A 20,432-nucleotide genomic window follows, 5' to 3' on the forward strand; every position below is an offset into this window, starting at 1 on the left:
GGGGAGGCAAAAAGTTGGAGAGGCTTGGAATGCACAAACTGCAGCATTGCCTGACCGGTTTTGCGGCTGCAAGCCTGTCTCTTTTTTTCATTGGCAGGGAGGGGATTGACCTTTCCATCCTTTTTGCCTCCGTCTTTTTCCTGGTGGTCTGCGTTACAGATACCGTTTTCGCCCGAATCCCCAACCTGTTCAGTTACACCCTGGCTCTGCTGGCCCTGGGATACCATGCGCTCGGATCCGGTTTGCCCGGACTCAACATGGCCCTGGCAGGCCTGCTTACGGGGTTAGGGATGTTTCTCCTGCCGTTTTTGCTGGGCGGAATGGGCGCCGGGGATGTCAAGGCCCTGGCGGCCCTGGGGGCCTTGGTGGGGCCCGGCGCCATTTTTCAGATTTTTCTTTACACGGCTTTCCTCGGCGGTGCCATGGCAATTGTCCACAGCCTGTGCAAAGAGATCTCCATGGGCAAATCGCGCCCCTGGCGCCAGGCGGTCACCGCCGCCGTGGGGAGCGGAGACTCGGAAGGTTCCCTGGCCCTGGCTTCGCAGGCAAAAGTGAAATTCCCCTTCGCCCCGGCCATTGCCTTTGGCTATTACGCCTATCTTGGCTGGGGCGCGATTATTTAAAGGTTGTTTTCAACCGCTCGGCCCGGGGCCGGGGAATGCTGGTCCCCAAGGCGCCCTCGGCTGGAAAACCAATCCCGGTCAAAATCCTTCGAGCGGTCTTTCAGGCAGCGCTGCTCAGCTCTTACTGCCCGTGGCCCGGCGCTAGCAGTCTCTACAGGGAGGAGTGTCATGAAAAGATACGGCGGCCTGATTGCTTTCGGCCTCGCCATCGGCTTCGGCATCCTGGCGGTGGTTCTTGCCCAGAAATGGCTGGCAGCCCGCAGCACGCAAGCGCAGGTCGTATTGAATGCGACGGTGCCGCTTACCAAGGTGGTAGTCGCCGCCTCCGACATGCAGATCGGCACCCCGCTGACCAAGGCCAACCTGGTGCTGGCGGACTGGCCCCAGGGGAGTGAGCCCCGCGGCGCGTTCAACGACATCTCCGCAGTGGAAGGACGGGTGGCGGTCACCAAGCTGACGGCCGGCGCCCCGGTACTTGCGGCGGAACTGGCCGCCCCCGGGTCCGGGGCCGGTATGGTGGCTCTGATTACCACCGGGATGCGGGCCATGGCGGTGCGGGTCGACGAGGTGACCGGTGTCGGCGGCTTCGTGCTGCCGAATACCTTTGTGGACATCATCGGGGTCGATGAAACCCGCGGCGACAAAAAGATCGCCAAGACCATCCTCAAACGCATCAAGGTGCTCGCCATCGCCCAGGAGACTTTTACCGAAGAGGGCCAGGCAAAGATCGTGCGCACCGTCACCCTGGAGCTCGAACCCAAACAGACCGAGGAACTGGCCCTGCAAACCCACCAGGGGGATATTCACCTGGTGTTGAGAAACCCCCTGGAGGAAGAGCCCAAGGTCGAGGAGCCGAAGACCGTGGCGAAAAAGGCCGCGCCGGTCCGCAGGGTCGTCTACCGACCCAAGCCTTCCCCTCATGCTGTGGAGATTATCCGGGGCTCGAAACCGGCTGAAACGGTCCAGTTCAAAAATGCCAATTCCGAAGAAAAACTTTAATGCCCACGGAGGGTTTTATGAATTGCATCCGGTTTTCGCGGGTTGGAGGGGCCGCCCTGATCATGGCCGTCATCGTCCTTGTCTGCAGTATTTCCTCGGCCGAAGACGTGGAGCGCAAAACCCTCGAGCTGAAACTGGGCGGCTCGGACATGATCAAAACCGCCCAGCCCTTCAAACGGGTCTCCATCGCTGATTCGGAAGTCGCCGACGTGGTGGTTCTCTCGCCGCGGGAGATCTATGTGTTCGGCAAAATGGTGGGCTACACCAGCGTGATGTTGTGGGAAGAGGGCAAGAGCCGCACCCTGCTTGATGTGGTGGTTTCCCTGGATCTTACCGCCCTCAAGCAAAAGCTGCATGAGCTCTATCCGAACCAGCGCATCGAAGTCTACGCCTCGGAAACCGGGGTGGTGCTCTCCGGGACGGTATCCGGGCCCGAAGTTGTCGAGCAGGTTCTGCGGCTGACCGCGACCTATCTGCCCAAAGAGGCCGACGACAAGGGCGGCAAGGGGGGGACCGGGCGCTCCGGCGGCGCGATCACCAACCTGCTCAAGGTCGGCGGCCTGCAGCAGGTCATGCTCGAGGTCAAGTTCGCCGAGGTCACCCGCAACTCCACCCGCGACTGGCAGGCCGCGCTGGGCCTGGCCAAGCTGGGCAACGACTTTACCGGTGCTGCGGGGGTGGGCAACGTCCTCACCCCGGTCGAGGACGCATTCGTCAATCTCAATTTTCCCAACGCTCCGAATCAGTCGGGGTTCTTCGAGGGAGCCATCGACGGTCTGATCCAGAACCCCAGATCCCTGCTGCTCAATTTCGCCGACAACGCGGCCAATATCTTCGTGAACATCGACAATTTCACCGCCGCACTGCAGTTTCTCGAAACCGAAGGGCTGGCCCGCACCCTGGCCGAGCCGCGGCTGGTGGCCCAGAGCGGCCAGAAGGCAAGTTTTCTGGCCGGTGGCGAGTTCCCCATACCCGTCCCCCAGGACTTTGGCCAGATCACCATCGAATACAAGGACTTCGGGGTTGCCCTGGTCTTCACCCCGGTGGTGCTGAGCGACGGCCGGATCAGTCTGCACGTGGCTCCAAGTGTCAGCGAAATCACCTCTACCAGCAGCATTCCCGCGGGGATCACCGGCGCCGAATTTCAGGTGCCGAGCCTCGCTACCCGCAGGCTTGACACCACCGTACAGCTCCACGACGGCCAGACCCTGGCCCTGGCCGGTCTGCTGCAGGACAACCTGCGCGAACGTGCCCGCAAGATACCTGGCCTGGGCGACCTCCCGATCCTCGGGGCGCTGTTTCGCAGCACCGGCTACATCCAGGACAAAACCGACCTGCTGGTGGCGGTTACCCCGCACATTGTCAAGCCGGTCAGGGAAGGGGAGCTTGAGTTCCCGGGCGAGTACCTCAAAAAACCCAACTGGTACGAGTTCTACCTGGAGGGACGCCTGGAGGGGAGGCGCTCCGCTGAAGACACCTCGGAGTTGAGCCAACATGGATTTGCCGTATCTTCTCTGCCAACCAAAACCCGCGGCGGGCTGGAGGGGCCTTTCGGCAACCAGCCGTTATCCGCCCAGTGAACAAGGAGTGCGACCATGAGGATGCTTGCAATTCTTATTGGGCTTTCGGCGATGCTGGCGGGATGCGCCACTCTCGAGGAGGCCTATTGGGTCGATCGCGAATTCGGCCAGGCCAGCCAGAGTTCCTGGGACAAAATGGTGGCCTATCCCGATTACCGGTACGCCGGGCAGGTACCCGAGGGGACCGAGGGGATCTCCGCCGAGGAGATCATGGACGTGAACAACCAGACGTTTGCCGAAAAGATTGAAAAGACCGACATCTTCCAGTTCGGGATCAAGGCGGATTAGGTAGAAAGCCGGAAATCCGGAAGTCTTGCCTCGGGAGAAAAGAGGGAAGGATTCCCAGGGTCTCTGCAGGAGAAGGATTTGATGGATCAGGAGTTATTCGTCGCATTGGAAATAAGTGACGGGCATCTCGTCGAGAGGATCAGGGCGGCTCTGGCGGAGCTGCCCAAGGTCAGGATTTTCGGCAGGGCTGAGCGCGCCGCCCCGCACATCCTGATCCTCGAGGACCGTGCCGGCGCAGGCGATGTCTTTCAGAAAATGGAGCTGCTGCGCACCCAGCATCCGCAGGTGCCGCTTTTCGTGCTGTCCGAGGACAAACGCCCCGAACATATCATCGAGGTGATGAAGGCGGGGGCGGCGGAATTTCTGTTCTGCCCCCCCGATGTTCTGAAACTCAAGGAAGCGGTGGAAAAGGTCCGTTCTCGCCTGGCCTCCCCCGAGAAAACGAGCAGGGGGCGGCTGTACAGTTTTATCGGCAGCAAGGGGGGGCTAGGCGCCACGGTGACGGCGGTGAATACCGCGGCCGCCATGGCGATGAGCGGCGAATCCAGCGTGGCCCTGCTCGACCTGAGCCTGCAGGCGGGCGACGGCTCCGCCCTGCTGGACATCGTTCCCCAGACTACTATCGCCGATCTCTGCAAAAACTATCACCGCCTCGACTACGCCCTGCTGCAGGGGGCCATGACCAAACATGCCACCGGCCTCGGGTTTCTGGCCGCCCCGGTAAACCCCGAGGACAGTGCCCTGGTCGAGGCCGGACACCTGAAGAAAATTCTCCACCTGCTCAAGGGCCTCTACGACCAGGTCATTGTCGATTGCACCTCCATGTCGGTAAGCGACTGCTCGCTAGAGGCCTTTCAGGCCTCCGACCGGATCTTCATCATCACCGATCTCTCCGTGCCGGCCATCCGCAATGCCTCACGGCTGCTCAAGCTGATCCAGAAAAACGGGATCAGCCCCCAGAAAATCGAGATCGTCGTCAATCGTTTCATCAAGGGGAAGACCCTGACCATCGACGAAATCGAAGAGACCCTGAAACGGAGGGTGTTCTGGCTTCTCCCCAACGATTTCGACGAAACGATCGTCTCGATCAACCGGGGGGTGCCCCTTGTCAGGCACAACCCCAAGGCAGCGCTCTCCAAAAACGTCCAGGAATTCATTGAGAAGTTGAATAATTCAGCGGTCAACCAGGACTACCGGGGCCTGAAGGGACTGTTCGGAAAAGCGGTTTAATCTTGCAGGAGTAACCCATGGCTCTCAGGGGAATGTTCAAAACCAAAAAAAACCTCCCCGATCCCCCGGCCGCCCCGCTGCAATTCACGGGGGCGGGGCGGTCGGCGAACGAACGGGACGAAAACTACTACCTGCTCAAGCATAAGATCCACAGCCGCCTGGTCGAAGAGCTCAACCTCAAGGCGCTGGACACCTTCGATGCCGAGGAGGTTCGTCCCGAGATCGGCCGGGTCATCGAGGATTTTCTGCTCGAGGAGAAGGCGCTTCTCAATGAGGAGGAGATCCGCGAGCTGATCAACGAAACCATGGACGAGCTCAAGGGCCTGGGCCCCATCGAGCCGTTTCTCAAGGATCCCACGGTTTCCGACATCCTCTGCAACGCCTACAACAACATCTACGTCGAGCGCTACGGCCTGCTGGAAAAAACCCGGGCCCGCTTTCTGAACAACGCCCACATGATGAACATCATCGACCGGATCGTCTCGCGGGTGGGCAGAAGGGTCGACGAGTCGACGCCGATGGTGGACGCCCGCCTTGCCGACGGTTCGCGGGTCAACGCCATCATCCCGCCGCTGGCTATCGACGGCCCGATCCTCTCCATCCGCCGGTTTGCGGTGAATCCGTTGACCATGGACGACCTGATCCGCCACCACACCCTGCCGCCCCACATGGCCCGGTTTCTCGGCGGCTGCGTCAAGGCCAAGCTGAATATCATGATCTCCGGAGGCACCGGGGCCGGCAAGACCACGCTGCTCAACGTGCTTTCGGGCTACATCCCCGACCAGGAGCGGATCGTCACCATAGAGGACGCCGCCGAATTGCAGCTGCAGCAGCAGCACGTGGTGCGGTTGGAGACGCGACCGGCGAACATCGAGGGGACCGGGCTGGTCACCCAGCGGGAACTGGTCCGCAACAGCCTGCGCATGCGCCCCGACCGCATCATCATCGGCGAGGTGCGCGGCCCCGAGACCTTCGACATGCTGCAGGCCATGAATACCGGGCACGACGGATCGCTCACCACGGTGCACGCCAACTCGCCCCGCGATTCGCTGACCCGACTGGAATCGATGATTCTCATGACCGGCATCAATTTGCCGGAGAAGGCTATGCGCTTCATGATCTCCTCGGCCCTGGACATGATCATCCAGGTCACCCGGCTCGCCGACGGCACCCGCAAGATCACCTCGATCTGCGAGGTTTCGGGGATGGAGGGGGAGATCATCACCCTGCAGGACGTCTTCCTCCATGAAAAAAAGGGACTCTCCCCGGACGGGAAGGTCCTCGGCCGGTTTCGGGCCTCGGGCATCCGGCCGCGCTTTGCCGAGAAACTGGAGATGGCCGGGATCGAGGTGTCGCCGGAGACTTTCTCGCCCGATCGTTATTACGAATAAGGAGGGTTCATGGACCTGCTGACCGTCCTGCTGCTGACCTGTGTGTTTCTGTTTGCCGCCTCGCTGGTCGGAATCGGGTACCTGTGGCTGGCTGGCAGCGGGCTTACCCACAAGCGGTCCGTCCGCAGGCGCCTGCTCTACCTTTCGGCCGGCGGGGCCCTGAGCCGGGAGAAACTGGCCCTCTACAAAAAGGAGGCGCTGCAGGATGCGGGCATTCTGGAGCGCCTCCTGTTCGCCCTGCCGCGCATCAGCGCTCTGGACCGGATGCTTATCCGCGCGGGCCTGCCGCTGAATGCCTCGACCTTTCTCCTTGGCAGTCTCGGGCTGGCCCTGGCCGGCTACCTGGTGGCCGCCGAATTGTTGTCCCGGCCCGCTGCGGGTTTCGCCTGCGGGCTGTTGATGCTGGTGCTTCCCTTTCTTTACCTGCGCCACGTGGAGCGTAAGGTCCTGGCCCGGTTCGAGGACCAGCTCCCCGACGCCCTCGATTTTCTGGCGCGGGCCCTGCGTTCGGGGCATGCGCTGACCTCGGGATTCGAAATGGTCTCCGGGGAGATGGGCGAGCCCCTCAAGGCCGAGTTCGCCGCGGTCGTCGACGAAGTGAACCTGGGGATATCGGTCCGCGAAGCCCTTGAAAACCTCTGCCGAAGGGTTCCCCTCCGGGATCTGCGGTTTTTCGTGGTGGCCATTCTGGTGCAGCGGGAAACCGGCGGCAACATCGCCGATATTTTCGACAACATCAGCCATCTCATCCGCGAGCGCGCCAAGTTCCACCGTTTGGTGCGGACCTTGACCGCCGACGGGCGCCTGTCATCGGTCATCCTGTTTTTAATGCCCATTGTCCTGTTCGGCTACATATACCTGGTCAACTACGAGTACCTCTCCCTGCTCTGGACGGAAAAAGCCGGAGTGCTGATGATGGCAACGGCTTCGCTGGCCATGGTCCTCGGAGCCCTGGTCATGTCCCGGATCGTCAAAATCGAAATGTAGGATGCTGTGATGGGTCAGTTGATGAACGCTCTATACAGGATTCTGGAGAACCCGCAGTACTTTGCCATCCTGGGTCTGGTCTTTCTTTCCGTTTCCGCGGCGGTTGCGGGAGTGGCTCTTTCCTTCTGGCGCCGCGAGGGAGCCGGTAACCGACTCTCCCGGTTGGTGGCGGCCGAACCGGCGGCGGATGGAAAACGCCCCCTGATCATCCAGGATGAGTCCCAGGGCTTTGTGGCCAAGGTGGCCAAGCCCCTGCACCAGATCATCGCTCCCAGCAAAGAGGCAACCCAGAAGCGGCTGCGACTGCGGCTGGTGCAGGGCGGTTTCCGCTCCAGGCAGGCCTTGCGGAATTTTCTGGCGCTGAAGGTTATCGGCGCGGTGTTGCTGCCGGCGCTTTACCTGCTGCGCTTCCTGTTTCAGCCGGCAACCCCCGAAGCGCTGGCCATCTGTCTGTTGCTGGCGGCCGGCGGCTTTTTCCTGCCCAACCTGGCACTGCTGCAGCTGGTTCAGAGGCGTCAGGAACGTCTGCTCAAGGCCCTGCCCGACGCCCTTGATCTGATGCTGGTCTGCGTGGAGGCGGGCCTTGGCCTGAACATGGCTCTCAAGCGGGTGGGGGACGAGATCCGGCCCATGTGCAAGGATCTCAGCGACGAGTTTTACCTGACCAACCTTGAATTCCAGGCAGGCATCCCGCGGGAAGAATGTCTGCGCAACATGGGGCAGCGCACCGGCGTTTCGGAACTGCAGGCGTTGATCGCCGTATTGATCCAGACCAACCGCCTGGGCACCAGCCTGGCCAAGACCCTGCGGGTGCATACCGACGCCATGCGCACCAAGCGGCGCCAGGTGGCCGAGGAGAAGGCAGCCAAGCTCGCGGTCAAGCTGGTGTTCCCCATGATCTTTTTCATATTCCCGGCGATGTTCGTGGTGCTGGTCGGCCCGGCGGCCATCCGCATCGCGAAAAACCTGCTGCCCGCCCTGGGCGGCCCCTGAGTTGCCTTTGCCGAGCTTCAACCCGGAGGGATCGCATGTTAGGACACCGAAACCGCAGAAAGGCCGCAGCCCCTGCCCGGAGAGGCCGGCGGTCGGCTTTGGTCCAGGCCTGGCTGGGCCTCCTGGTCATCTTTCTTCTCTGTTCCTGCACCTCGACCACGGTCAGGGATCTCAACCTCGGTTCCCTCGACCCGGCGCAGCTCCCCGAGGAACAGTTGAGGCAGGAGGAGCAAAAGCGGCTGGAAAGCCTTCCGGCCGAACAACTGGTGCAGCTGGGTAGAGGCCACCTTGCCAGCGGAGCCATTCCCCTGGCCCGACTGTACTTCGTTCGAGCCCTGAAAAAGAGTCCCGACTCGGCGCCGGCCCTGGTCGGGCTGGCCGAAACCTTCGAGCGGGGCCATGACCTGAAAAAGGCGACCGGCCTCTATGGCGTGGCGCTGAAACATGACCCGGATCATGTCCCGGCCCTGGTGGGGTTGGGGCGAGTGCTGCGCAACCAGGGGGCCAGGGACCAGTCGCTGGAAAACCTGGTGAAGGCGATGCAGCTGGAGGATCGGAACCCGCTGGTGCTGGGGGAGCTGGCCATCACCTATGAGGCCCTAGGCATGGAACCGCTGGCCGAGCCGCTGCATCGCGAAGTGGTGACCCTGCGTCCCCACCTGGCGGCGGCGCACAACAACCTCGGCTTCAACTACCTGCTGCAGAAGCGGTACGACGAGGCCATCGCCGCCTTCAGCAGGGCGCTGAACATCGAACCGGAGAACTCGCTTTTCAAAAACAACCTGGGGGCTGCCTATGCTCTGCACGGCGACGAGGGGAAGGCCCTGCAGGTGTTCCAGACGGCCATGGACCAGGCCTCGGCCTACAACAATCTGGGCTACCTCTACATGACCGACGGGCAGTACGATCAGGCGGAAAAAGCCTTCAAACGGGCATTGGACCTCAAGCCGGTGTTCTACCTCCGGGCCCAGGAGAACCTCAACCGGCTGCAGGTGGTGCGCAAGGCGGCAAGATGAGGCGAACAGGAGCAGACAAATGGTGGACCGGGCGTCGGCTGACGCAGCGGCTGCTGCGGCGGGAAAAGGGGGCCGTGGCCCTGGAGTTCACCTTCGCGGGGGTCCTGTTCTTTGTCCTGTTCTTCGCCATCATCGAATTCGGCCTGATGTTCTGGGTGAACCTCACCATGCAGCACGCGGTTCGCGAGGGGGCCCGTTATGCCATTACCGGGCTGAACGATCGCGACCCGACTCCGGCCCAGGGTGAGGATGGGAAAAAGATCTATGACCGTGACCGCGCGGTGACCCAGATGATCAGGGAGAGCTCCATGGGGCTTTATGACAAGGTGGTTGTGGAGCGCAACATCAGGGCCTACGGGGGTTCCAGGCTAAGTGGGTACGGGGCCCCCGGCGACATCATCGTGATCAATCTGGATTGCGCCTGGCCCCTGTTGACTCCTCTGGCGCAACCTTTTTTCAGAAAAACCGGCGGCAGATACGAGTTCACCGTCAGCGCCACCATGAGAAACGAGGCTTTCCAGCCATGACCCGCCAAGGCGTAAAAACCTATTCCGGGACGCAGCGGGGGGCGGTGATCGTCGAACTGGCGATGGTTCTGCCTCTGCTGCTTCTGCTCGTCTACGGCATCGCCGATTACGCCCAGGCCATCCAGGCTAAGAACATCTTGATCAACATAAGCCGGGAGGGGGCCAATCTTGCGTCGCGTACCTCGAGTTCTCCCCTGGATATCATGAGCGCATTGGCGACAACAGCACAGCCGCTGGAAATGGCCCGCCGCGGGCGCATGTACATAACCAGAGTCGAAGGGCGGGATGGCGGCCCCAGGGTGACCGAGCAGTATCTCTGGCCGGGGGGCTACCCTTCTTCGAGCAGGGTTTGGGGAGAATGTGGCCGCTGGCTGGACGGTGCATGTGAGATGCCCGATCAACTGCCAACGGCCAACTTGGATATGGACCTGGCGAATGGTGAGGTGGTTTTTGCCGTGGAGGTTTTTTACTCCTACCAACCGCTTATTGGGTATGTCCTGCAAAACACCTCAGAACTCTATTCAATAACCCTTTTCTGACCCGGTTCGGAGATTCCACCGTGATAGTGGGTTGCCTAAAAAACAACAGGGGGGCAGTTCTGGTCCTGGTTGCTGCCGGAATGACGGTCTTGGTGGGCCTTGCTGGACTCGCACTGGATGCGGGCATGGCCTACGGGGTGAAGGCCAAACTTTCCTCGGCTCTGGATGCCGCGGCCATAGCTGCTGCCAAGGCCTCTTCCGGGGGAGAGGCGCAAGCCAGGCAGGCCGCTGACAAGTTCTTTGCCGCCAACTTTCCCGATGGATATCTAGGGTCCCATCCTGCCTTGGGCGAGGTGCGTGTAGCTACCAACCGTGACACCGGGACGGTGAGCGTGACTGTCGACTCCTCGGCAACAGTACCCACAGCTTTCATGCGGGTATTAGGCATGGACAATATTGAGGTCGCGGCAAGAGCTCAGGTTGTCCGGCAGGATTTGGACATGGCTTTCGTGGTTGACAACACCACATCATTGCGGCAGGGCAGCCTGGGGGATGTCACGGACGATGTTATACGAAGTGCCAAAGCCTTCATTGACAAATTCAACCAGGACACTGACCGAGTGGCGCTTATCAAATACGCCTATGGTGCGGAGGTCCCTGTTGAAATAAAAAAAAGTGGCAGGGGCTTTGAAAAAAACCGGATCAGAAGAGAGATCGAAAGATTCAATTTCGGGACCAATTCAAATCCTAATTTTACCAACTCCTGCGAGGGGTTTTGGCGAGCCAAGGCTCAGCTTGAGAGCATCTCTACTAATCGTTCCAGCATCAGGGCAATTGTGTTTTTCACCGATGGTGCTCCAAATACTTTTTCATCAACTTTCGTCTTCGACGGTCCTTGGGGCGATGGCAGAACGCGTTCGGGTTCATTGCGAAGCGGCGATAACCTTCCGGACCCGGACAATGCGAATAGAGAAAGCGGCCTTTGGGATCACACGAGAATCAATTCCTCCATCGGCTCATTTCACAATTTCTCCAGGTACGTCAGACGTTTGCCTCCCTATTACGATCCGCGTCGAACAGGAGACAGCGAATTTCGCCTTTTTTACCCCGGCAGCAGGAGGGCGACAAGCAGTGCTGTCGATTATGACAATATCAACAGGATTTCCCGAAACCTCCTTGAAGATATGGCCGCTGCTGCGAGAAGAAGCAACATCTATGTCTTTACTCTCGGGTTGGGATCCAGACTGCGAGATCCCTCAGGCCCTGACAGCGAAAATGGAGAAGACCTTCTTCTTCGTATGGCCAATGACCGAAACATGCTGGGGAATAAAAAGCTCGCAGCGGATTTCCGAGCCGATGAGGTCTCGGGGCTTTATTGCCATGCTGCGGATGAGTCGGAACTGGACGCCTGCTATGACCGGTTAGCCAGTGCCATAATGCGCCTCACCATGTAACGGGGAAACCTGGAGAATGGTAATCGAATCGGGTTGAAAACACGCTGCCCGGGGCATACTGAAAAGCGGTGGCACCATGGGGAAACATGGCAGATCGAACATATGGGCGGTCAATTTCATGCTTCTGGGCATGGTCCTGCTGATACCGGGCATGGTCAACGAGCAAGTGTTGGGCAGGGACAAGCCGTTGGTACTGGGGGAGCTGTACGGCCTGCTGCAAAAGGAGAATTATTCCCGGGCCTATGAGCTGGCAAGCGACTACCTGGAAAAGGCAACCGATCGGGAAATAGCCAGATTGAAGGCCAAAGCCGGGGAGATGCAGCTCTATCGATATGTGTTGCAGATACCTGCGCGGGACATTGAGATCAATCGGCGGCTTTATGAAATTCTGCAGAGTATGAATCCCGATCAGGAAATTTATCGCAGGAAATATGCGCACTACCATTCACTTGCCATGCAGATGGACCGACGCGCCGATAGCCGGCTCTCCGCCATGCCGGAGGACCTTTTGGCGGGCGGGGAAAATGCTCCGCCTGCCGATTTGCAGGCGCTGATTGCCGAGCAAAAGGTTCGTATCGGCATGAGCATGGAGGACGTCCGGCGCAGTTGGGGGCAGCCCGCCGAGACGAGTCAGCGGCAGGGGGGGGCAGCTCCCTACACGCAGTGGGTTTACCCGGACTGGCGTTACGTTTTTTTCGAAAACGGACGCTGTACGGCCTTCACCCGCGGCACCGGTCGCACCACCTTCAATTGACCGGGATTTTCGCGACGGAGGCGGGAAGGCTGTGATTTCGATGAACTGGGAGGGATGCGATGAAATTACCCAGATGGATTAGCGGACCCCTGACCCTGGTCTGGCTGGGGTGCTTGTTGGTTTCGGCGGCCGAGGCCGCCCCGTCCGGCCCGGGCAAACTCTCCCTGAGCCTGCTGGGGGGGTACCAGCTTTTCGAGGGGAACCAGGGGCTGGACGATGGTCCCGTGGTGGGGGCGGCGCTCGGCTACAATTTCACCAGCCGCTGGGGCATCGAGGGGGCCGTCCGTTATGTGAACACGGAAACCGACGCTCAGCCGGAGGTGGATGTCCGGGTCTTCTCCCTGCAGTTGGATGCCCTCTACCATGTGCTTCCCAACCAGCGGCTGATTCCCTACCTGGCGGCCGGCGCCGGCCTTTACTGGACGGACCGGGATCCCGGCGCCTCCGATGAAGATTTGATGGTCAACTGGGGCATCGGCCTGAAGTATTTCATCAACGACGGGCTGGCCTTGCGCGGCGACATCCGCCACATTCTGGATTTCAACACCAGCGACAACCGGGAGGACCGGGAGCTGTTCCACAACCTGGCATCAACGGCCGGGCTGAGCTTTGTGTTCGGCGATGCCGATTCGCCGACCCTGGCGGTGGGCCAATGGCTGGAAAAGCTGTTTCCACCCCCAGCGAAAAATATCGCCGTTGCCGACCCGGATCCGGACCTGGACAGCGACGGGGACCGGATTTTCGACGTAGCCGACCAGTGTCCCGACACCCCAGCAGGTGAGCTGGTCGACGAATTGGGATGTCCGGCCGGTCCCGATGAGCCGGTCTACCTGGCGATCCGGCCGGTATTCGATCCCGGCTGGGTGACGGTGGCCGCCTGGGAACCCGAAGAGGCAAAGCAGGTGGCGGGATTCATTCTGGCCCATCCCGAGCGGCGCTACACCGTCGAGGTGCATACCGACAACCTGGGACCGGCCGAGTACAACCTGCGGATCACCCAGCGCCAGGCCGACAGTGTGCGCAAGTATCTGGTGGACAATTACGGAATCCCTGCCGAGAGCATTGCGGCGGTCGGCTATGGAGAGGTCTGGCCGGTGGCCGACAACGGCACCCCGCAGGGGCGGGAACGCAACCGCCGTATCGCCATTCTTGCCTCCCCGGAAGGGGACAAGGATGTTGAAATCCGCAGAAGGCGGGACTCGCAGAGCAAGGTGCAGGTCCCCTTGGTCAGGCCGGAAAAGGTGACCTTTTCATCCCTGTAGCCGGGCGGTTTCCCCAGCATGACGCGCCACCATCTCCCGGGCCACGGCGACGATGCCGATGCCGGTGGGGCAGGTGGTGTCGCAGCGGCCGCAGAGGTAGCAGGTGAGGTGCCCCCAGCGGCGCAGGTCGGCGGCGAGCTTGTGGTGGATGCGGCGGCGGGTGCGCAGGGCCTCGCTGCCCAGGGGGTTGTGGCCGCTCGCTTCGCGCATGAAGGCGTCGAGCTGGCACGAGTCCCACATGCGGCTGCGCTCGATGTGAGTCGGGTAGCGCCAGTCCTGCACGCCGAAGCAGGTGCAGGTGGGGCAGACCAGGTTGCAGCCGGTGCAGGCGATGCAGCGCTCGCCGATCTCGGCCCAGAATGCGTCGGGGACGCGCTCGGCTATGAGCAGCGCCGAGGCCTGCTCGAGCAGGCGGCGGTTGTCCTGGGGCAGGGCCTCGGAGGCGCGCCGCAGGTCCTCCAGCGAAGCACCGCTTTCGGCGCAGGTCATGGCCGCCTCCAGTTTTTCCCCGGCCTCGCTGTAGGCCGCGACGATAAAGCGTTCCCCGTCAAAGACCAGTTCCAGGTCGCACGTGCCTCCCGCAATCCGCAGCAGCTCCCCCGCCGAACCGCATTTTCCCGTCAGTCCGCCAATCACCGCCCCGCTGCGCTTGCGCAGGTAGATATCGTCAGCAAAACCGCTGCTGAAAAAGCGGTCGATGAATTCCAGGCACTCCAGGTCCTCGGCGGTGAAGCCGAGCACGAAAAGCGGCTTTTGCGGAGGCTCTTCCTGCCGGAAGCTGCCGTCGGGCAGGGCGTCGAAGACCTTTTCCTGCTGGGCGAAGAACACGTCCGTCGGCTTGCGGGGGATGCGCCCGCCCAACAGGGCCAGCGGCCCCTCCTCCAGCCGGCCCAGGGCGCGGGTGCCGTCGCTCAGGCGGATTGGGGCGCGTACATCCCAGGCGGGCTGCAGGGCGTGGAGGAAGGTTTCGAGTTCGGTTTGGGTCAGTGCTTTCATGTTTGAATATCGTAACTGAACAGTTGTCCTTGATGAATTAATCTCCTCCCCTTTCAAGGGGGAGGCCGGGAGGGGGATGGGGTGATCACTCGGTTGGCCCATCCCCACCCCAACCCTCCCCTTGAAGGGGAGGGAGCTCAACCGGATGGGCTATCTTTGCGCCTTTGCGTGAGGGACAGACGTTTTGGCTTTAAGCCTTTTTCCGAACCCGCGCCCCGCACACCTTGTACTCGGGGATGCCGGCTTCGGGGTCAAGCACGTTGTGGGTCAGGGCGTTGACCGCGCCCTCCTCGAAGTGGAAGGGCATGAAGATGGTGCCGGGGGGGACCATCTCGGTGACCCGCGTCCGGGCCGTTACCTCGCCGCGGCGGGAGGCGACCAGCACCGGCTCGCCATGGCGTACCCCGAGTTCCCTGGCGTCCTCGGGGTTGAGCTCGACGAAAGCGCAGCGCTCCTCGCGGTCGAGCAGGTGGGTGCGCCGGGTCATGGTGCCGGTGTGCCAGTGGAAATAGGTGCGGCCGGTGGTCAGCAGCAGGGGGAACTCGGCGTCGGGCAGTTCGGCAGGGGGCTGGTAGCCGGTGGGGCTGAAAAGCCCCTTGCCGCGGGCGAAGCTCTCCCGGTGCAGAATCGGGGTGCCGGGGTGCCTCTTGTCCGGGCAGGGCCAGCAGAGGCCGAGGGTCTCGATGCGCGGGTAGTCGATGCCGGCGTAGCTCGGGGTCAGCGCGGCGATCTCCTCCATGATCTCGGCGGGCTGGCCATAGGTCATCCCGCCGTAGCCGAGGCGGGCGGCCAACTCGCCGAGAATCTCCCAGTCGGCCCGGGCTGCGCCGGGCGGCTCGACCCCCTTGCGCACCCGCTGCACGCGGCGCTCGGTGGAGGTGAAGCTGCCGTCCTTCTCGGCGTAGCAGGCGGCGGGCAGCACCACGTCGGCCAGCTCGGCGGTGGCGCTGAGGAAGATGTCCTGCACCACCAGGAAATCGAGGCTCTCCAGGGCCCGGCGCACGTGCTGCTGGTCGGGGTCGGAGAGCATGGGGTTTTCGCCGAGGATGAAAAAGCCCTTCATGCGCCCCTCGGCGGCCAGGTTCATGGCCCGGGTGGCCATCAGCCCCGGCGCCTCGGGCAGCCGCTCCACGCCCCAGGCGGCGGCGAACTTGACCCGCACCGCGGGGTCGGCCACCTTCTGGTAACCGGTGAGGACGTTGGGCAGGGCGCCCATGTCGCAGGCCCCCTGCACGTTGTTCTGGCCGCGCAGCGGGTTGACGCCGGTGCCGGGGCGGCCGAGGTTGCCGGTGAGCAGGGCCAGGTTGGCGATGGCCCGCACGTTGTCGACGCCGTGGCTGTGCTGGGTGATCCCCATGGAATAGACCACCATCGCCCGCTTGGCCGCGGCGAACATGCGCGCCGCCTCCACGATCTGCTCCGGGGCGAGGCCGGTGACGGCGGCGGCGCGCTGCGGCGTCCAGGCGGCGACCTCCTGCTGCAGGGCGGCGAAGTTCTCGGTGCGCGCCTCGATGAAGGCCTTATCTTCCAGCCCCTCGCGCAGGATCACGTGCATCAGGCCGTTGACCAGGGCCACATCCGAGCCGTTGCGCTGGCGCAGGTGCAGGTCGGCGAGGCGGGCGAGGCGGATGCGGCGGCTGTCGGCGACGATCAGCCTGGCGCCGCGCTGCTTGGCCTGCAGGATGCGCGAACCGATCAGCGGGTGCTGCTCGGTGGTGTTGGAGCCGGTGACCAGGATGCAGTCGGCCTCATCGACGCAGGCGATGGAGTTGGTCATCGCCCCCGAGCCGAAGGTTTCGGCCAGCCCGACCACGGTGGAGGCGTGGCAGAGCCGGGCGCAGTGGTCGACGTTGTTGGTGGCGAAAACCGCCCGGGCCAGCTTCATCAGCAGGTAGTTCTCTTCGTTGGTCGCCTTGGCCGAGGAGAAGAACATCAGCGCGTCGGGCCCGTGCTCGAGGGCGATCCCCCGCAGCTTTTCGGCGACCAGTTCGAGGGCCTCGTCCCAGGATGCGGGCTCGAGGCGCCCGCCCCGGCGGAGCAGCGGCGTGGTCAGCCGCTCGGGGTGGTGGACGAAGGCGTGGGCGTTCCAGCCCTTGACGCAGAGCCCGCCGCGGCTGGTCGGGTGGGTGCCGCTCGGCTCGACGCCGATCAGCCGGCCGGCGTCGTCGGCCAGCAGGTAGAGGGCGCAGCCGGTGCCGCAGTAGGGGCAGGTGGTCAGGGTCTTTTTCACAGCGCCCCCCGCAGGCCGCTTACCTCGCTCAGCCAAAAGACCGGGCCGTCGCTGCAGCAGTAGAGGTGTTCGATGGTGCAGTGGCCGCACTTGCCGACCCCGCAGCGCATGTGGCGCTCGAGGCTGATGGCGATCTGCGCCTCGGTCAGGCCCTTCTGCTTCAGCTCGTCGATGACCGGGCGGTACATCACCGGCGGACCGACGATGGCCGCCAGGGTGCGCGGCGCATCGATCTCCAGCGGCGGGATCAGGCGGGTGACCTGGCCGACCTGACCCTCGTAGCAGGCGCCGCCGGGCAGGTTGTCGACGGTGGTGGCGCAGGCGAAACTCGCCGAGGCCTCCCAGGTGCGGATCTCTTCCTTGAACAGGATGTCCGCCGGGCTCTTGGCGCCGTAGAGGATGCACACCCGGCCGAACTGCTCGGGGCGGTCTTCGCAGTACTGGATCAGCGAGCGCAGCGGCGCCAGCCCGCAGCCGCCGGAGATCAGCAGCAGATCGCGGCCGCTCATCCGCTCGAGGTCGAAGGGGTTGCCGAAAGGGCCGCGGATGCCGAGGGTATCGCCGGGCTCAAGCCGATGCATGGCCGAGGTCAGGGTCCCTGCCTGGCGCACTCCCAGTTCGAAATATCCCTCCCGGGTTGGCGAACTGGCCACCGAGATCGGCGCCTCACCCCAACCGAGCAGCGAGACCTGCACGAACTGCCCCGGCCGGTGGCCGAGCGGCCGGCCGTCAGGCAGACTCACCCGGAACAGCTTCTCCTGCGGCGTCAGCTCGCTGACCGCCTCGATGCGGCAGGTCGCCGGAATGTAGAGCGAATCCGCCCGGGTATGTCCAGAGTTTGAGCTGGGGTTTCGGGGCATGGTGTCCTTGTTGAAACGGCGGTGAAAATCGGTAGTTCAGACTAGCACGGTTGGCGTATACGGTTCAACGGGGAGCAATCTTGGCCTTCTGGCGGGAAGCCCCGGCCGCGTCGGATCCGACTGATCGGTCCGATCAAGGGCGGCCGGAAGCCTCTACAGGCCCAGACGCCCGAAAAGAGATCTCGTTTTTAAAGCCAGGCCGAGGTAAGCTTGGGGAACCAGATCCTCTGACGACCCAAACAGAAGATAACCACCATGACCGACCCGAAAATCTACCTCATCGTCGCCATGACCCGTAGCCGCGTCATCGGCCGCGACGCCACCCTGCCCTGGCACCTCCCCGCCGAACTGCAGCTGTTCAAGCGGCTGACCCTCGGCCGCACGGTGCTCATGGGGCGCAGGACCTTCGCCTCCATCGGCCGGCCGCTCCCCGAACGGCACAACATCATCGTCAGCCGCACCCTGGGCGAGGTCCCGGGGGCCGAGGTCCACAGCAGCTTCGACGCGGCCCTCGCCGCGGCCCGCCGGCGCGGGGAGGATGTCTTCATCCTCGGCGGGGCGAGCATCTACCGGCTGGCCCTGCCGCTCGCAGACGGCCTGTACATCTCCTGGATCCGCGCCGACTACCCCGGCAATATCTATTTCCCCGACTTCGACCTCGGCCTCTGGCAGGCCGAACAGGTGGAAGAATATCCCGAGTTCACCCACGCCTTCTACCGGCGCGCGGCCTGATCCTGCCAGATGAACATCCCCGGCGCGCCGGGCCAGGGGGCGAACGGTCCCGCGCCGGCGGTACTTGCGCCATTCCAGGTCGAGGGGAGGGCAGAGCTCCTTGAAAAATTCGCTGTAGCGCATGGGTCGGGAGCACCTCGGGGCCAGGTTATACTGGGGGTGATGGGAGGATTGCCGCGATGGATGAGGAATACCGCCGCCGGGCCCTGGCCAAAATCCATATCGCCAAAAAGGAACTCGAGTTGGATGAGCCCGAGTACCGGGAGATGATTGCCGCGGTGGCCCCCGGCAAGGAATCCTCAGGCGATCTGAACGAGGTCGAACTCCACCAGCTGCTGGATCGTTTTCATGAGCTGGGCTGGCGGCCGAGAATCCGCCGGGCGCAAAAACGCCCCTTCGTTCCCATGGTCTGGAAGGCCCGCAATCTGTGGCTGGAACTGCACCGGCGGGGCCAGGTCCGCAACCCCAGCTGGGCGGCCCTGGGGCGGTTCGCCAAGCGGATGACCGGGGTCGGTGATCTGCGCCAACTCAACGAGCGGCAGGCCGGGGTGGTCATCGAGGCCCTCAAGCAATGGCTGAACCGCCCTCCGCCCAGCCCCACTTCCTGAGGGGAAAGACCCTTAGAAGGCCTCTCGCAGATATTCCCGGGCATGCCTGCTCAGCTGCTCGGGTTCGATCTCGAACTCCAGGCCGGGTTTCTCGGGGTCGCCGGACACGTAGCCCATCCGGGCCACGCAATGCCAGCCCCTGGCGTAGAGCAGCTGGTGGGCGGGAATCTCCGTCCACTCTGTCGGCTGGTGGTGGTGCTCCAGCTTTTCGATGCAGTCCCTGACGAAGCTGTCCTCCTTATGCGTCCCGACATTGGCGAAAACCCTTTCATCCGGGAAGCGAATGGCCAACTCGTCATTCTCGTTTTCGTAAAGTTCGGCGTTGATGTTAAAGGAAATCCGTTCTGCCATACGTCACTCCTTCTTCGCTCCGCAGCGGCCCCCCCCATCAGCGGGTTACCCGGGTCGGGGAGCCTCCTGCGGGAAAGCCCGCTGCAACCTTTACCTCATTTTAACCTGATTCGGTGAAAACTGGGCGGGCCATAGCTCAAGTCGGCGACCCGCCTGAACGTGACTGAAGCGCCGACGAACCGATGGCGCGGGCCGCGGAATTTGAACCATGCTTATTCGGGCCGAGGGATTGCACACGGGGGAAGGCCTGGCTGGGTGCGGAATTTCGGGAGGGTGCGGGAGCGCTGAAAAAAAATGCGCGCCGCAAGGGAGGTAGTCCGCGGCGCGCCAAAAAGAGGGTGGTGAAGAATGGTCGCCGGGCGGTTTCAGCGAATCCGGCAACCGTGGGGAAATATACCCGATCTCTTCTGCAGAACCTACGTGGGGTAGCGTAAAAAAACCGTATCGCTCACGCACCCGGCACCTGTGCATTAGTGCACAACGACCTTCAGGCCTGGTCCGCGCAGGCGAATTCGGCCGGATCAGAGATTGTCGAGCGCCCGGGCCAGCAGCTCCTTGACCTGCCGGGCCAGGGTTTCCATGGCCGGATTGCCCACCATGCCCATGGCCCCCACCGGGTCCATGGCCACCACCTGGGTGCGGTCGTCATCGCCCACGTAAACCACCACGTTGCACGGCAGCAGCACACCCAGGTTGATTTCCGCCTGCAGAGCCCGGTGGGCCATTGCGGGATTGCACGCTCCCAGAATGCGGTAGGGCCGGAAGGAAACTCCCAGCTTCTCCCTGAGCTTGTCCTGCACGTCGATTTCGGTGAGAATCCCGAACCCCTGCTCCTGCAGGGCCTCCTTGACCCGGGCGACCGTCTGGTCGAAGGGGTAGGGCACGGTCTTGCCGAAGAAATACGACCCCTGGATTGCCATAACTCTTGCCTCCCGCTGAATGCGTTGGTTCCTTCTTCTCCTCTGGCGGCTGCCGGCTTCGTCCTCGTTTGCCGCCAGGGCGCCAGGCTCGTTCCCTGTTTCAATTTTAGCATGGCTGGGCCGTTGCGGCGGGATAAGGCGGGATTTTCCGA

21 protein-coding genes are annotated in these 20,432 nt (G+C 62.7%); 16 read left to right on the top strand and 5 right to left on the bottom strand.

Going from position 1 to position 20,432, the window contains the following annotated elements; genetic code table 11:
• The first annotated feature begins 29 nt into the window (after positions 1-29).
• The 14 genes from DESUT3_RS02640 to DESUT3_RS02705 all read left to right on the top strand — a co-directional run bounded on the left by DESUT3_RS02640 (position 30) and on the right by DESUT3_RS02705 (position 13,583).
• Positions 30-623, top strand: a complete 594-nt coding sequence (locus DESUT3_RS02640; RefSeq protein WP_221250922.1) for an A24 family peptidase — start codon at positions 30-32, stop codon at positions 621-623.
• Positions 624-791: 168 nt separating this feature from the next.
• On the top strand, positions 792-1,622 hold the full coding sequence (gene cpaB, locus DESUT3_RS02645) for a Flp pilus assembly protein CpaB (protein WP_221250923.1): 831 nt from the start codon (positions 792-794) through the stop codon (positions 1,620-1,622).
• A gap of 17 nt (positions 1,623-1,639) precedes the next feature.
• Positions 1,640-3,202 (top strand): type II and III secretion system protein family protein, encoded by a 1,563-nt coding sequence (locus tag DESUT3_RS02650; RefSeq protein WP_221250924.1) that lies wholly within the window; start codon positions 1,640-1,642, stop codon positions 3,200-3,202.
• Between the two features lie 15 nt (positions 3,203-3,217).
• A complete protein-coding gene (locus DESUT3_RS02655) occupies positions 3,218-3,490 on the top strand; it encodes a hypothetical protein (protein ID WP_221250925.1) in 273 nt (90 codons plus the stop codon).
• Between the two features lie 81 nt (positions 3,491-3,571).
• Complete coding sequence (locus DESUT3_RS02660; RefSeq protein WP_221250926.1) at positions 3,572-4,720, top strand: AAA family ATPase; 1,149 nt, start codon at positions 3,572-3,574, stop codon at positions 4,718-4,720.
• Positions 4,721-4,737: 17 nt separating this feature from the next.
• The gene (locus DESUT3_RS02665; protein WP_221250927.1) at positions 4,738-6,111 is read left to right on the top strand and encodes a CpaF family protein; all 1,374 of its coding nucleotides are present in this window, start codon (positions 4,738-4,740) and stop codon (positions 6,109-6,111) included.
• A 9-nt stretch (positions 6,112-6,120) separates the two neighbouring features.
• Entirely contained in the window at positions 6,121-7,098 is a 978-nt protein-coding gene (locus DESUT3_RS02670; protein ID WP_221250928.1) for a type II secretion system F family protein, read from the top strand.
• Positions 7,099-7,119: 21 nt separating this feature from the next.
• Entirely contained in the window at positions 7,120-8,091 is a 972-nt protein-coding gene (locus DESUT3_RS02675; protein WP_221250929.1) for a type II secretion system F family protein, read from the top strand.
• Positions 8,092-8,189: 98 nt separating this feature from the next.
• A complete protein-coding gene (locus DESUT3_RS02680; protein WP_221250930.1) occupies positions 8,190-9,107 on the top strand; it encodes a tetratricopeptide repeat protein in 918 nt (305 codons plus the stop codon).
• The gene (locus DESUT3_RS02685; RefSeq protein ID WP_221250931.1) at positions 9,104-9,634 is read left to right on the top strand and encodes a TadE/TadG family type IV pilus assembly protein; all 531 of its coding nucleotides are present in this window, start codon (positions 9,104-9,106) and stop codon (positions 9,632-9,634) included. The genes DESUT3_RS02680 and DESUT3_RS02685 overlap by 4 nt, the downstream gene beginning before the upstream one ends.
• Complete coding sequence (locus DESUT3_RS02690) at positions 9,631-10,173, top strand: TadE/TadG family type IV pilus assembly protein (protein WP_221250932.1); 543 nt, start codon at positions 9,631-9,633, stop codon at positions 10,171-10,173. Before DESUT3_RS02685 ends, DESUT3_RS02690 begins: the two co-directional genes overlap by 4 nt.
• Before the next feature lie 26 nt (positions 10,174-10,199).
• A complete protein-coding gene (locus DESUT3_RS02695; protein ID WP_225911677.1) occupies positions 10,200-11,567 on the top strand; it encodes a vWA domain-containing protein in 1,368 nt (455 codons plus the stop codon).
• Between the two features lie 118 nt (positions 11,568-11,685).
• Positions 11,686-12,321: a DUF2845 domain-containing protein gene (locus tag DESUT3_RS02700; RefSeq protein ID WP_221250933.1), complete on the top strand. Its 636-nt coding sequence runs from the start codon at positions 11,686-11,688 to the stop codon at positions 12,319-12,321.
• A 59-nt stretch (positions 12,322-12,380) separates the two neighbouring features.
• On the top strand, positions 12,381-13,583 hold the full coding sequence (locus DESUT3_RS02705) for an OmpA family protein (protein ID WP_221250934.1): 1,203 nt from the start codon (positions 12,381-12,383) through the stop codon (positions 13,581-13,583).
• Here DESUT3_RS02705 and DESUT3_RS02710 read toward each other — a convergent pair.
• From DESUT3_RS02710 to DESUT3_RS02720, 3 genes are all read right to left on the bottom strand, one after another.
• Positions 13,572-14,579: a 4Fe-4S dicluster domain-containing protein gene (locus DESUT3_RS02710; RefSeq protein ID WP_221250935.1), complete on the bottom strand. Its 1,008-nt coding sequence runs from the start codon at positions 14,577-14,579 to the stop codon at positions 13,572-13,574. The genes DESUT3_RS02705 and DESUT3_RS02710 overlap by 12 nt on opposite strands.
• 190 nt (positions 14,580-14,769) lie before the next feature.
• A complete protein-coding gene (fdhF, locus tag DESUT3_RS02715) occupies positions 14,770-16,809 on the bottom strand; it encodes a formate dehydrogenase subunit alpha (RefSeq protein ID WP_221250936.1) in 2,040 nt (679 codons plus the stop codon).
• On the bottom strand, positions 16,806-17,669 hold the full coding sequence (locus tag DESUT3_RS02720) for an FAD/NAD(P)-binding protein (RefSeq protein ID WP_221250937.1): 864 nt from the start codon (positions 17,667-17,669) through the stop codon (positions 16,806-16,808). The genes fdhF and DESUT3_RS02720 overlap by 4 nt, the downstream gene beginning before the upstream one ends.
• A 255-nt stretch (positions 17,670-17,924) precedes the next feature.
• On the opposite strand from DESUT3_RS02720, the gene DESUT3_RS02725 reads away from it, so the two are divergent.
• Both DESUT3_RS02725 and DESUT3_RS02730 read left to right on the top strand, forming a co-directional pair.
• Positions 17,925-18,401 carry a dihydrofolate reductase gene (locus DESUT3_RS02725; RefSeq protein ID WP_221250938.1) on the top strand — a complete coding sequence of 159 codons (477 nt, stop codon included), beginning with the start codon at positions 17,925-17,927 and terminating at the stop codon, positions 18,399-18,401.
• A gap of 179 nt (positions 18,402-18,580) precedes the next feature.
• Entirely contained in the window at positions 18,581-19,009 is a 429-nt protein-coding gene (locus DESUT3_RS02730) for a gp16 family protein (RefSeq protein WP_221250939.1), read from the top strand.
• Between the two features lie 12 nt (positions 19,010-19,021).
• On the opposite strand, the gene DESUT3_RS02735 is transcribed toward DESUT3_RS02730, so the two are convergent.
• Positions 19,022-19,360, bottom strand: a complete 339-nt coding sequence (locus DESUT3_RS02735) for a hypothetical protein (RefSeq protein ID WP_221250940.1) — start codon at positions 19,358-19,360, stop codon at positions 19,022-19,024.
• A 521-nt stretch (positions 19,361-19,881) separates the two neighbouring features.
• Entirely contained in the window at positions 19,882-20,280 is a 399-nt protein-coding gene (locus DESUT3_RS02740; protein ID WP_221250941.1) for a DUF302 domain-containing protein, read from the bottom strand.
• Positions 20,281-20,432: the final 152 nt, after the last annotated feature.

The organism is Desulfuromonas versatilis, from assembly GCF_019704135.1.
GTDB lineage: Bacteria > Desulfobacterota > Desulfuromonadia > Desulfuromonadales > NIT-T3 > Desulfuromonas_A > Desulfuromonas_A versatilis.